Source organism: Streptomyces sp. NPDC060232 (genome assembly GCF_042726555.1).
GTDB lineage: Bacteria > Actinomycetota > Actinomycetes > Streptomycetales > Streptomycetaceae > Streptomyces.
On record NZ_JBHXAG010000007.1, the window covers coordinates 146,269 to 158,907 of the forward strand.

Consider the following 12,639-nt stretch of genomic DNA (forward strand, 5'->3'; position numbering starts at 1 on the left):
GGGAAACGGCGAAAGGGCGGGGCGGGGAGACGGCTCCGCGCAGCGGCGTCCCCCAGCCCCCGTCAGGGCCTGGCGGCGACGGTCCGCAGGGCCGTGAGGACGTGCGCCACCGCGGGAGCGGACTCGGCGCCGCGGCGGACCGCCGCGATCACGTGCCGCGTCGGCCGGTCCCGCGAGAGCACCCGTACGGCCACGCCCGATGCCCGGCTCGACACCATCCGCGGGACCAGGGCGACGCCCATCCCCGCCTCGACCATGGCCAGGATGGCCGTCCAGCCCGACGCCGAGTGGGCCTGTTCGGGGACAAAGCCCGCTGCCTCGCACGCGCCCCGGGCGATCTCCGACCACGGGCCGCTGCCGCCGTAGATCCACGGGTCCCCGGACAGGTCGGCCAGCCGCAGGTCCTCCGCGTCGCGCAGGGGGTGCCCCGGCGGGAGGGCCACGTCCAGCGGGTCCTCCATCAGCGTGACGCGGGTGAAGCGCCCGTCCCGCGCGCTCGGGGCGTGGGCGGCCAGGGACAGCGCCAGGTCGACGCCCCCGGCCGACAGCAGTTCGTACGCTTCCGCGGCCTCGGTCTCCCGGACCCGGACCTCCACCCCCGGGTGGGCCGTGCGCAGCTGCGCCACCGCCGGGACCACCAGCGCGGGCACGGCGGTGGAGAACGCGCCGACGCGCACCTCCCCCGCGTCGCCGGACAGGTATCCCGCCAGTTCCGCGTCGGCCCGCTCCAGCTGCGCGAACACCGCCTCCGCGTGCCGCAGTACGAGGTGGGCGGCGTCGGTGAGGCGGACCCTGCGGCCCTGGGCCTCCAGCAGCGCCACCCCCAGCTGCCGGGCGAGGTTCGTCAGCTGCTGCGAGACGGCCGAGGGTGTCATGTGCAGCGCCTCGGCCGCCCGGGTCACGGTCCCCTGTTCGGCGAGGGTCCGCAGGATCCGCAGCTTCTTGATGTCCCACTCGGTCATGGGCCCGAACCTACCGGCGGGCACTTCCCAGCCCGACTCCGCCGAGGATCAGCGCCATGCAGAGCAGCTGCGCCGGTCCGGTCGGCTCGCCCAGCAGCAGCAGGCCGAGGCCCGCGACGCACACCGGCTGGAGGTAGTAGACGACTCCCGCGCGGGCCGCGCCGATCGTGGAGACGGCCTTGTTCCAGGCGAAGAAGGCGACGGCCGAGGAGAACACCCCGACGTACAGCAGCGGTCCGACCGTGCCGGCCCTCACCACGAAGCCGCCTTGGAGGTGGAGGGAGAGGGCGTAGGCCGGGGCCAGCATCAGCGCGCCGAGTACGAAGGTGGTGATCAGGAAGGCGAGTCCGCCGAGTTCGGCGGGCTTGCGCTTGAGCAGGGCGCTGTACGTGGCGAAGGAGAGGGCGGCGGCGAACATCCACAGGTCGCCGGCGCCGAAGGCGAAGCCGATCGAGCCGTCCCCGACGAGCACCAGCACGCCGAAGGCGGCGAGGAGCAGGCCGATGGTGCGGCGGGCGCCCAGGCGTTCCCCGCCGAGGCGGGCGTACAGCGCCATGATGACGGGCGAGGCGGCCATGATCATGCCCATGTTGGAGGCGGAGGTGGTCAGTCCTGCCTGGTGCACGAGCGTGTTGTAGAGGGCGACGCCGAACAGCGAGGCGAGGGCGATGAAGCCCAGGTGGCGCCGGATCAGGGCCCGCTGCTGCCAGGCCTGGCGGGCGGCGAGGGGGGCGACGGCGAGCAGGGCGATGATCCAGCGCCAGAAGACCGCCTGGACGGGCGGGACGGTCTCGGCCATGCCCCGGGTGGCGACGAAGCTGCCGGACCAGACGACCGTCGCGAGCAGGGCGAGCAGCACGCCGAACCCGGCGGCACCCTTCTTGCCGGTGCTGCCGGGCTCGGCGTGCGAAACGGCGCGGGCGCGGTCCGTGACGGCCACTGTGTGTCTTCCCCTCGGGGTCGGTCCGATGTCGAGGGACCTACCGTCGCACCCGCTGATCGGTCAGGTCCATCGAAATGTCTCGATCATTCTTTTCAGAAGAACTGAAAGGTTGTGGGGTGCGGGCGGCCGCCAGCTGTCCGGCGACGGTGGCTCCGAAGGCGATCGCCATGCCGACGAGCTGTACCGGGGTGAGCGCCTGGCCGAGGGCCGCCCAGCCGATGGCGGCCGCGGTGAGCGGGGAGAGCGGTCCGAGGAGGGTGACCGACGTCGCGCCGAGCTGCCCGATGCCGCGGAACCAGAGCCAGTAGGCGATGCCGGTGTTGATCAGCATCATGTAGCCGTAGCCGAGGAGGGCCTTGCCGTCGAGGGCGGGCGGTGCGCCCTCGACGAGGGCGGCCACCGGGATGATGACGAGGCCGCCGGCGGTGAGCTGCCAGCCGGTCATGGCCAGCGGTCCGACGCCCTCGGGCCGGCCCCAGCGCTTGGTCATCACGGTGCCCGCGGCCATGGAGGCGGAGGAGACCACACCCGCGACGACACCGACCAGGTCGAGTGCCGCCTCGGCCCTGAGGACGACCATGCTCACGCCGAACGCCCCCACGACGGCGGCCAGCACGGTACGCAGACTCGCGCGCTCCCCGAGGACGAGGGCGGCCAGCCCCACGACGAACAGGGGGCCGGCGGAGCCGAGTACGGCCGCGACCCCGCCGGGCAGCCGGTAGGCCGAGAGGAACAGGAGCGGGAAGAAGGCGCCGATGTTGAGGGTCCCGAGGACGGCGGACTTCCACCACCACGCGCCCTTGGGCAGGGTACGGGCGAGTGCGGTCAGCAGCAGTCCCGCGGGCAGGGCCCGCATGACGCCGGTGAACAGCGGCCGGTCGGGCGGCAGCAGTTCGGAGGCGACCGCGTAGGTCGATCCCCAGGAGACGGGGGCGAGGGCGGTCAGCGCGACGGTGGCGAGACGCTTCATGGCGGATGGCTCCTCGTGCGGCTGAGGAAGGGGGACGCGGGACCGGGCGGATGGTTCAGGCGGCGGTGGTGGCCGGCCGGCGGGCGGCGGCCGGGGCCGGGGGCTCGGCGTGCACGGCCTCGGCCGGCAGGTGCCGCTCCAGCCGCAGCAGCGCCAGGGCGGCGCCGAGCGCGGCGGCGGTGAGGACGGCCCAGGGCAGGCGGCCGTCCACGGCGAGCAGCGCGGTGAAGAGGGAGGGGGCGAGGGCGGTGGCCAGCGAGTGGGACAGCTGGTAGGTGGCCAGGTAGCGACCGCGGACCGGCTCGGGGGCGGCGGAGACCGAGAGGGCGCCGCCGGAGGGGCTGTGCACCAGCTCGCCGAGGGTGTAGACGACGACGATGACGAGCAGGGCGCCCAGGGTGGCGCTCTGGCCGGGGCGCAGTGTGCCGAGGACGATCTGGCCGGCGAAGGCGGCGGCGAAGAGCAGGGCGCCGAGGGCGGCCGAGCGGGTGCGGCGGGCGCCGGAGCGGCGGACCCGGCCGGCGACGAGTACGCCGATCCCGGCGCACAGGGCGGTGTTGAGGGTGAAGGCCGCTCCGGTGAGGGAGTCGGGGGCCGCCAGCCAGGTGGAGAGGTAGAGCGGGAAGAGGACGGAGAGGGCGGCGTAGCCCAGTGCGGTGAGGAAGTTGGCGGCGGTCAGCCCCAGGAAGGGGCGGTCGCGCAGGACCATCCGGTAGCCGGCGGCCGACCGCCCGGCGGAGGGGGCGGCCGGCCCGGCCGGGGCCGGGCGGACCCGGCTGACGAGCAGTCCGGCGAGGGCGAAGGCCAGGGAGTTGGCCCAGGCGGTGTAGGTGAACCCGCCCGTGCCCCACAGTGCGAGCACTCCGGAGACGAGGAGGGCGCCCGCGCCCATCCCGGCGTTCTGCAGGGCCCGGGTGGACGCCTGGAGCCGGTCGCGGGCGGCGCCGCGCGCCACCTCCCCGATCAGGGACTGCTGTACGACGGAGAAGGAGCGGTCGGCGAGCGCGGTGACGAGGGCGACGGCCGCGAAGGCCGGCAGGGAGCCCGCGAAGGGGTAGAGGGCGAAGCCGAGTGCCCGGATCCCGTAGAGCACCAGGTTGACCCGCTGGGCACCGAACCGGTCGACGGCCGAGCCGGCCAGGGGCATGAAGGCCAGCCCGGCCACCCCGGTGGCCGTCATGACCAGGCCGACGAGGGTGAAGGAGAGGCCGGTGACGTGGTGGAAGAAGACGAGCGAGAAGGGGACGTACATGCCGATCCCGATCGCGCTGATGCCGATGCCGAGGAGCAGCGACCGCTCCCCCGCGACCTTCGCCTCCCCGGCTTCGGACGCCTTGCCCCTGAACACTGCCATGACGGCCTCTCCCCCGATTCGGTTGCTGACGAGTAGCTTACCGCTAAGCTACTTATCGTCAAGCAACTTTCTTGCGGACGATCCACGGGGAGCGGAATACTGCGCTCATGAGTGAGGACAAGGACGCGGTCGACGCGATCACCGCCCAGTGGTTCGCCGTGCGCCCCGAGCTGGAGACGGCCCCCATGGCCGTCTTCGGGCGCATCTACCGGATCGCCAAGGCGATGGGCGACGCGATGGAGGAGTGCTACCAGCGCTTCGGCATCTCGCGCGGGGAGTTCGACGTCGTCGGCACGCTGCGCCGTTCGGGCGCCCCGTACACGCTCTCGCCCCGCCAGCTCTCGGCCACGCTCATGCTCACCACGGGCGGCATGACCGGGCGGCTGGACAAGCTGGAGAAGGCCGGGCTGCTCTGCCGCAGGCCCGATCCGCACGACCGGCGGGGGCTCCAGGTGACGATCACCGACCGCGGCCTCGCGCTCGTCGACGAGGCGGTCACCGCCGGCCTGGAGGTTCAGCGCGCCGCGCTCACCGGGCTGACCGACGAGGAGGTCGCGCAGCTCACCGGCCTGCTCCGCAAACTGCTGGCCGGCGTCTGAGGACATGACGAGGCGCCGGGGGTCGACGCACGGCCGATACGGATCGGCGGTGCGGACCCCCGGCGCCCGGGAAGGTCACGCGGCTCCGGCCCCCCAGGGGCCGGGCCGGGTCAGGCCTGCTTCTTCTGCGGCTTGCCCGACTTGTCGAGGGCCATCACGAGGCCCACGATGACCAGGAAAATCACGATCGGCAGGGCCACGTACAGGCCGAGCGTCTCGCCGATGCTCAGGCCCGGACCCGGGTCGTCGCCGTCGTCGCGGGTCAGCGCGAGGGCCGGAGACGTCATCAGCAGCATCATCAGCGTCGTTCCGGCCGTGACGGCGCCGGCGCGCAGAGCGTTCTTCTTGTCCACGGTGCAAACGTAGCGAACACCTAAACGCGGCGCGCGCCCGGGGGTGCCGTACGGGGACCAGCCCCCTCACGGACCGCGCTGAGCAGCGCGTTCGCCCGGGGCGAGGCCGTCAGCTCCTCCAGCGTGAGGGGCCTGCCCGAGGCATCGGCGACCGGCAGCCGCCAGTTGGGGTACTGGTCCCAGGTGCCCGGCAGGTTCTGCGGCCGCCGGTCGCCCACCGCGTCCGGCAGCCAGACGCCCACCAGGCGCGCGGGGGTGCGCAGCAGGAAGCCGTACAGGGCCTGTACGGCGGCCTCCTCGCCCTTGGTGTCCAGGCCCAGCCGGTCCAGCAGCTCCAGCCACTCGGCGGTGTCGGCGGCGTCCTCGGCCCGTTCCCCTTCGGCAGGACGGGTCAGCAGGCCCAGGCGGTCACGCAGTTCCACATGGGCACCGGCGAGCTTGGCCGCCGTGGGCGGCAGGTCGTGGGTGGTGACGGTGGCCAGGCAGTCCGCCCTCCAGGCCCGGGGGGCGAGCGGGCCGCCGTCGCCCGCCCAGTCCCGCTCGAACCACAGCACCGACGTGCCGAGCACCCCGCGCCGGGCCAGCGCCCGGCGCACGTACGGCTCCACCGTCCCCAGGTCCTCGCCGACGACCGGGGCACCGGCCCGGTGCGCCTCCAGCACCAGCACCGCCAGCATGGCCTCGCCGTCGTAGCCGACGTACGTGCCCTCGGCGGGCGGGGTCCCCTCCGGGATCCACCAGAGCCGGAAGAGGCCCATGACGTGGTCGATGCGCAGGGCGCCTGCGTAGCGGAACACCCCGCGCAGCAGGGCCCGCAAGGGCTCGTAGCGCAGGCGGGCGAGCACGTCCGGGCGCCACGGCGGCAGACCCCAGTCCTGGCCCCGCGCGTTGAAGGCGTCCGGCGGGGCACCGACGCTCATGCGGGGGGCGTAGAGGCCCGGCTCGAAGGCGTCCGAACCGCCCGGGTGCACTCCGACGGCCAGGTCGTGCACGATGCCGACGGTCATGCCGGCCTCGCGGGCGGCCCGCTGGACCGCGACGAGCTGGCCGTCCGTCAGCCAGACCGCCCAGCGGTGGAAGTCGGCGCTCGCCCCGGGGCCGCCGCCGGCGCGCGAGGCCTGCCGGCCCGCGTGGAGGTCCAGCATGGCGCCTCCCTCCTCGCAGAACGCGCGGTAGTCCGCTTCCCGTTCGGCGGTCCGCGGGACGGCGTACAGCAGTTCGAGCGCCTGTCGCTTGAGGTCCCAGACGGCGTCCCGGTCGATCAGCGCGCCCTTCTCCAGCACCTCGTGACGCAGCGCCGCGCCGCGGGAGGCCAGCTCGGCGAGGGCATCCCGCTCGGGGCAGTCGGCGTACTCGGGGACGTCCTCGATCCGCAGGTGGACGGGGTCGGGGAAGCGGCGCGAGGACGGCCGGTACGGGGAGGGGTCGGTCGGCGTCCCCGGCAGCGCCGCGTGCAGCGGGTTGACCTGGATGAAGTCCGTGCCGTGGGTGCGGGCGGCCCAGCGGGCGAGTTCGGCGAGGTCCCCGAGGTCGCCCATGCCCCAGGAGCGCTCGGAGAGCAGCGAGTAGAGCTGGACGAGCAGCCCGTGGGCGCGTTCGGGTGCGGCCGGGGCCCGTTCGGGGGCCACGACCAAAGTGGCCTCGGCGGTCCGCCCGTCCGGGGCCTCGGCCGTGATCCGGTGGATCCCGAGGGGAAGTCCGCCGCCCCAGGGGAGTTCCTCGCCGGACCCCTCCGCCACCACCGCGACCCGGCTGCCCGGCGGGAGCCCGGCGGGCAGCGGCGCGACGGGCTCCCCCTGCCAGAGCACCACCGTCGGCGGCAGCAGCCGGGCGGCCGCCGCCCTGGCGCCCTCCTCGGCGCCCACCCGGATGCTCTCGGCGCCGTCCGTGACGACACCGAGCCGGCCGAGGACGGTTCTGACGGTGGCCTCGGGGATCCGGACGGTGACGTCCGCTGCGGGCTGGTAGGCGGTGGCGATGCCGTGCAGGGCGGCGAGCCGGGCCAGGTCGTCCATGGACGGGCGCTCCTTCGTGCGTGCGGGCAGGCGGGGGTGAGGGTGGGTCAGAAGCGTGGAGCACAAAGCGGGACGCCGCCGGGGAACACCGCAGCCATACCCACTCGGAGGGATCGCATTCCTGCCACATCCGGGGCAGATCACCCACCCGCATTGACACTCCAGCCGCACGGGTGGTGGGCTCGGGCTCATTCGTACGAGTGGGGGACGTCTCGCGACGAGGAGGCTCTGTGCAGCTCAGGGGCAGGAAACGGTCGACGGCCGCGGCCATCGCGGTCATCGGGTCGCTGCTCGGCGGCGCCGTGGCCTCCGCGCCGCCGGGGTTCCTCGCGGGTCCCGCCGTTCCGGACGCACCGACCACTTCGCCGGGCGCGGCGGGCGCCGCCGGTGCCGCGGGCGTGGGTGCCAACGGCGCCGTCGGTCCCGCGCTCGACCCCGGCGGCGACACCCCCCGGGCCGCGTCCGAGGGGCCCGCCGTGTGGCCCCGGCCGCAGTCGATGGCCGCCGATCAGGCACGTGAGCTGGCGCTGGGCACGGAGGCCGTGCTGGTGGCCCCGGCCGACGCCGACCCGTACGCCGTCCAGGTGGTGCGCGACGCGCTGCGCAGGGCGGGCGTGAAGACCCTGCACGAGCCGGAGCCCGGGGCTCCGCTGCCCGAGCGGGGCACCCTCGTACGGCTCCAGGACGCGGGCGCGCAGGAGGCGCTGCTGGCGCTGGGCGCGACCGCGGCCACGGACCTGCCCCACGGCGGCTACCGGCTGGCCGTGGGGCGGCCCGGCGGTCGGGACACGGTCGCACTGGCCGGCGTGGGCGGGGAAGGGCTCTTCCACGCGGCGCAGACACTGCGCCAGCTGCTCGGCGCGGGCCGCGGGAAGGTGCCCGGCGTCCTGGTGCGGGACTGGCCGGCCGCGCCGGTGCGCGGGATCACCGAGGGGTTCTACGGACAGCCGTGGACCCAGCAGCAGCGCCTGGCCCAGCTGGACTTCATGGGCCGCACCAAGCAGAACCGGCTGCTGATCGCGCCCGGCGACGACCCGTACCGCACGACGGGCTGGCGCGAGGACTACCCGCGGGAGCGGCAGGAGGAGTTCCGCGCGCTGGCCGAGCGGGCCCGCGCCAACCGGGTCGTCCTGGCCTGGGCGGTCACCCCGGGGCAGTCCATGTGCCTGTCGTCGGCGGCCGACCGGGCTGCGCTCGGGCGCAAGGTGGACGCGATGTGGGACCTGGGCTTCCGCGCCTTCCAGGTGCAGTTCCAGGACGTCAGCTACACCGAGTGGGGCTGCCGCGCGGACCGGGAGCGGTACGGGAAGGGCCCGCAGGCCGCCGCGAAGGCGCACGCGGAGGTCGCCAACGAGCTGGCCGCGCACCTGGCCGCCCGGTACCCGGGGGCGCCCGCGCTGTCGCTGCTGCCGACCGAGTACTACCAGGAGGGCGCCACCGCCTACCGGACTGCCCTGGCCCGTGCGCTGGACACGCGGGTGGAGGTGGCCTGGACGGGCGTCGGCGTGGTGCCGCGCACGATCACGGGCAGGGAACTGGCCGGGGCGCGCTCCGCCCTGGGGCAGCAGCCCCTGATCACCATGGACAACTACCCGGTGAACGACTGGGACCCGGGCCGCATCTTCCTCGGCCCGTACGCGGGCCGCGAACCGGCGGTGGCGGGCGGCTCGGCGGCGCTGCTGGCCAACGCGATGCAGCAGCCCGTCCTGTCGCGCATCCCGCTCTTCACGGCGGCCGACTTCGCCTGGAACCCGCGCGGATACCGGGCCGGGGAGTCCTGGCAGGCGGCGGTGCGCGATCTGTCGGGATCCGACCCGCGGGAGCGCGAGGCGGTGGCGGCGCTGGCCGGGAACACCGTGTCGTCCGGCCTCAAGCAGGAGGAGTCGGCGTATCTGAAGCCGCTGGTCGAGCAGTTCTGGAAGGCCCGGGCCGCGGGTGATCCGGCGGCCGGGACCGAGCTGCGCAAGGCGTTCACCGTGATGCGCGAGACCCCCGCCCGGCTGACCGCGCTGTCGGACGAGGCGGGCCCCTGGATGGAGCTGCTCTCGCGCTACGGAGCGGCCGGCGAACTGGCCGTGGACGTCCTGCGGGCCCAGGCCCGCGGCGACGGGGCGGCCGCCTGGCAGGCCTCCCGGGCCCTCGCCGAGGCGCGCCGGGCGCTGGCCGAGCCGGGACCGGCCCAGGTGGACAAGGCCGTCCTGGAGCCGTTCCTGAAGAAGGCGGCGGAGGAGGCGGACGCCTGGACCGGTGTCGCCCGCACGACGGGCACGGTGGCGAAGGACGCGCAGTCCTGGACGGTCCGGCTGGATGCCGCGCGCCCCGTGTCGGCGGTCACGGTGATGACGGACCCGCTGCCGGCGGGTACGCGGGGCGCCGTGGTGGAGGTCCACGTACCGGGCGAGGGCTGGCGGAAGGTCGCCGACGCCGCGGCGTCGGGCTGGACCCAGGTCGACACGGCGGGGGTGCGCGCCGACGCGGTGCGCCTGGCCTGGGCCGGGGACGCGCCCGCGGTGCACCAGGTGGTCCCGTGGCTCGGGGACGGTCCCCGCACCCGCTTCGAGCTGGCGGACGGGGGCCGGGCCGACGCCGAGATCGGCGGCGCGCCGCAGCGGGTCACGGCGCAGCTGTCGGCCGTGGGCCCCGGCGAGGTCCGCGGGCCGCTGACGGCGCAGCCTCCGGCGGGCATAGAGGTCCGCCTGCCGCAGACCGCGGTGGTCCCGCGCGGAGGCCGGGCCTCGATCCCGCTGGAGGTCGTCGTCGCCGCGAACACCCCGCCGGGCGACTACCGGGTCCCGGTGGCCTTCGACGGGGAGACCCGCACCCTGACGGTGCGGGCGGTGCCCCGGACGGGGGGGCCGGATCTGCTGCGGACCGCGCGGGCGAGCTCCTCGGCGAACGAGACGGCGTCCTTCCCGGCCTCCGCGGCCGTGGACGGCTCGCCGTCCACCCGCTGGTCGTCGCCGGCCGTGGACGGCGCCTGGTGGCAGGCGGAGCTGCGCGCTCCGGTCCGGGTCGGGCGGCTGGAGCTGCACTGGCAGGACGCGTACCCCTCGGCCTACCGGGTGGAGACCTCAGCCGACGGGGTGACCTGGCGGACGGCCGCGGCCGTGACGAAGTCCCGCGGCGGCCATGAGTCGCTCCGGCTGGACGCGTCGGCGGCGGACACCCGCTTCCTGAGGGTGACGTGCGAGCGCCGCGCGACGCGCTACGGCTGCTCGCTGTGGTCGGCGGAGGCCTACGCGGTCACGCCGTAGCCCGGCCTGGACCGGCCTCGCCGGCGTTTGCGGCGCGGGGCCCGGGGCAGCACCGCGGAAAGCCGGGCCGCGGGCCTGACGACGGCCTGCGGTCCGGCCGCCGTCGCTCCCGCCGCCCGGCGGATCCGCCAAGCCCCCGGCAGGGTCCGTCAGGAGGCCGCCACGCCGATCCCGATCCGTTCCAGCGCGTCGTCGGCCCCGTAGGGCTGGAGGTACGGCATCCACCGGGGGTCCCGGTGTCCGGTGCCGATGATGCGCCAGGCCAGACCCGAGGGAGGGGCCGGCTGGTGACGCAGGCGCCAGCCCAGTTCCAGCAGGTGCCGGTCGGCTTTGACGTGGTTGCAGCGCCGGCACGCCGCGACGACGTTGTCCCAGACGTGCTGTCCGCCCCGGCTGCGCGGAATGACGTGGTCGACGCTGGTGGCGACCGCGCCGCAGTACATGCAGCGGCCGCCGTCCCGCGCGAACAGGGCGCGCCGGGTGAGTGGAACGGGCCCCCGGTAGGGGACCCGCACGAAGCGCTTGAGCCGTACCACGCTGGGCGCGGGGACGGCCCTTGTCGCGCTGTGCAGATAGGCGCCGGATTCCTCCAGGGAGACCGCTTTGTTCTCCAGGACGAGGACGAGCGCGCGGCGGAGCGGTACGACGCCGAGGGGCTCGTACGACGCGTTGAGGACCAGGACGTGCGGCACGGACTGCCTCCTTGTACGCCGGCGGCGCGTGGCTCGCGCCGGGACGATCTGCTCTCCAGTCTCTCCTTACGGCTGGTCGAAGCGCCACCACTCGCCCGTAACGGGTCCGAGGTGTTTTCAACCACACTCAGTCATCCCCAGGTGAGTCTGGTCTCTCCCTCGAACACGGCACCAAGGTGGAGGGATTGCCCCGTTAGTGTGGATGGTCTGCCCCGCATGTCCGCCGCGGTCTCGTCCGCGGGGCCCCCGGCGGGCAGACCGCTACATCTGGAGGTTCCTGTCGTGCCCTGGCCCGCCGCTCTGCTGCCGCTGGCAGCCGATGTCCCGGACGCGCCCGCTTCGGTCAAGGAGGCGCAGGAGAGCGTCACCGAGGCCGCGAGCTTCATCGAGCAGAACTGGGCCACCTGGCTGAGCATCGGCCTGCGCATCCTGCTCATCGTGGTGATAGCCGCAGTGATCCGCTCGGCGGTCCGCAAGGCGCTGACCAAGCTCATAAACCGGATGAACACCAGCGCCGAGGCGGTCGAGGGCACCGCGCTCGGCGGGCTGCTGGTCAACGCCGAGCGGCGGCGCCAGCGGTCGGAGGCGATCGGTTCCGTACTGCGGTCGGTGGCGTCCTTCCTGATCCTGGGCACGGCCGCGCTGATGGTCCTGGCCGCCCTGAAGATCGACCTGGCCCCGCTGCTGGCGAGTGCCGGTGTGGCCGGTGTCGCCATCGGTTTCGGTGCCCGCAACCTGGTGACGGACTTCCTCTCCGGCGTCTTCATGATCATGGAGGACCAGTACGGCGTGGGCGACAAGATCGACGCCGGGGTGGCCTCGGGCGAGGTCATCGAGGTCGGCCTGCGCGTGACGAAGCTGCGCGGGGACAACGGCGAGATCTGGTACGTGCGCAACGGCGAGATCAAGCGGATCGGCAACCTCAGCCAGGGCTGGGCGACCGCGGGTGTGGCCGTGCAGGTCAAGCCCTCGGAGAAGCTGACGCGGATCCGCGAGGTGGTCCAGCAGGTCGCCGACGCGATGGCGAAGGAGTCCCCCTGGGACGAGCGCCTGTGGGGTCCGGTGGAGGTCCTCGGCCTGGACGAGGTGCTGCTCGCCTCGATGACGGTGAAGGTGTCCGCGAAGACGATGCCGGGCCAGCAGTTCGCGGTGGAGCGGGAGCTGCGCTGGCGGATCAAGGAGGCCTTCGACGCCGCGGGCATCCAGATCATCGGCGGCCTGCCGGCCGGGGACGAGGAGGACGAGGCACCGGCGGACCCGACGGCCTCCGTCGCCGCGCCGTCCGCCCTGGCCAACCCCGTCTCCCCGCAGTCCCTGGCCACCGCCCCGATCCCGCCGCCGTCCGGCCCGCGGATCACCAAGTAGCGCCGCGTCGGCGCTCCCGCTGCCCCGCAGGCCGGTCCTCACGGACCAGGCCGGCGGGGCAGCGCCATTGACACGGCTCGAACGACGACAGGAAACTTACCTAACAGATCATCCCGGTGAGGGAGAGCCGCC

At 74.5% G+C, this 12,639-nt stretch carries 10 protein-coding genes; 3 read left to right on the plus strand and 7 right to left on the minus strand.

Annotated features, from left to right (window positions below; translation table 11 throughout):
- Positions 1 to 62: 62 nt before the first annotated feature.
- Genes ACFWFZ_RS13155 through ACFWFZ_RS13170 form a run of 4 tightly spaced genes read right to left on the minus strand, consistent with a single transcriptional unit; the run spans position 63 to position 4,229 of the window.
- Complete coding sequence (locus ACFWFZ_RS13155) at positions 63 to 962, minus strand: LysR family transcriptional regulator (RefSeq protein WP_387120987.1); 900 nt, start codon at positions 960 to 962, stop codon at positions 63 to 65.
- Between the two features lie 10 nt (positions 963 to 972).
- Positions 973 to 1,902, minus strand: a complete 930-nt coding sequence (locus ACFWFZ_RS13160; protein WP_387120990.1) for a DMT family transporter — start codon at positions 1,900 to 1,902, stop codon at positions 973 to 975.
- Between the two features lie 40 nt (positions 1,903 to 1,942).
- Positions 1,943 to 2,875 (minus strand): EamA family transporter, encoded by a 933-nt coding sequence (locus ACFWFZ_RS13165; protein WP_387120993.1) that lies wholly within the window; start codon positions 2,873 to 2,875, stop codon positions 1,943 to 1,945.
- A gap of 55 nt (positions 2,876 to 2,930) precedes the next feature.
- The gene (locus tag ACFWFZ_RS13170; protein WP_387120995.1) at positions 2,931 to 4,229 is read right to left on the minus strand and encodes an MFS transporter; all 1,299 of its coding nucleotides are present in this window, start codon (positions 4,227 to 4,229) and stop codon (positions 2,931 to 2,933) included.
- A 107-nt stretch (positions 4,230 to 4,336) separates the two neighbouring features.
- On the opposite strand from ACFWFZ_RS13170, the gene ACFWFZ_RS13175 reads away from it, so the two are divergent.
- Complete coding sequence (locus ACFWFZ_RS13175) at positions 4,337 to 4,828, plus strand: MarR family winged helix-turn-helix transcriptional regulator (RefSeq protein WP_387120998.1); 492 nt, start codon at positions 4,337 to 4,339, stop codon at positions 4,826 to 4,828.
- Positions 4,829 to 4,938: 110 nt separating this feature from the next.
- Here ACFWFZ_RS13175 and ACFWFZ_RS13180 read toward each other — a convergent pair whose 3' ends face one another.
- Positions 4,939 to 5,181, minus strand: coding sequence for a hypothetical protein (locus ACFWFZ_RS13180; RefSeq protein WP_387121001.1), 243 nt, complete (start codon positions 5,179 to 5,181; stop codon positions 4,939 to 4,941).
- 20 nt (positions 5,182 to 5,201) lie between these two features.
- Positions 5,202 to 7,196 (minus strand): 4-alpha-glucanotransferase, encoded by a 1,995-nt coding sequence (locus tag ACFWFZ_RS13185; RefSeq protein WP_387121004.1) that lies wholly within the window; start codon positions 7,194 to 7,196, stop codon positions 5,202 to 5,204.
- Positions 7,197 to 7,426: 230 nt separating this feature from the next.
- Here ACFWFZ_RS13185 and ACFWFZ_RS13190 point away from each other — a divergent pair, with 230 nt between their 5' ends.
- Positions 7,427 to 10,450 carry a beta-N-acetylglucosaminidase domain-containing protein gene (locus ACFWFZ_RS13190; RefSeq protein ID WP_387121007.1) on the plus strand — a complete coding sequence of 1,008 codons (3,024 nt, stop codon included), beginning with the start codon at positions 7,427 to 7,429 and terminating at the stop codon, positions 10,448 to 10,450.
- 149 nt (positions 10,451 to 10,599) lie between these two features.
- On the opposite strand, the gene ACFWFZ_RS13195 is transcribed toward ACFWFZ_RS13190, so the two are convergent.
- Positions 10,600 to 11,142, minus strand: coding sequence for an HNH endonuclease (locus ACFWFZ_RS13195; protein WP_387121009.1), 543 nt, complete (start codon positions 11,140 to 11,142; stop codon positions 10,600 to 10,602).
- 282 nt (positions 11,143 to 11,424) lie between these two features.
- Here ACFWFZ_RS13195 and ACFWFZ_RS13200 point away from each other — a divergent pair, with 282 nt between their 5' ends.
- Positions 11,425 to 12,507: a mechanosensitive ion channel family protein gene (locus ACFWFZ_RS13200; RefSeq protein WP_387121012.1), complete on the plus strand. Its 1,083-nt coding sequence runs from the start codon at positions 11,425 to 11,427 to the stop codon at positions 12,505 to 12,507.
- Positions 12,508 to 12,639 lie beyond the last annotated feature (132 nt).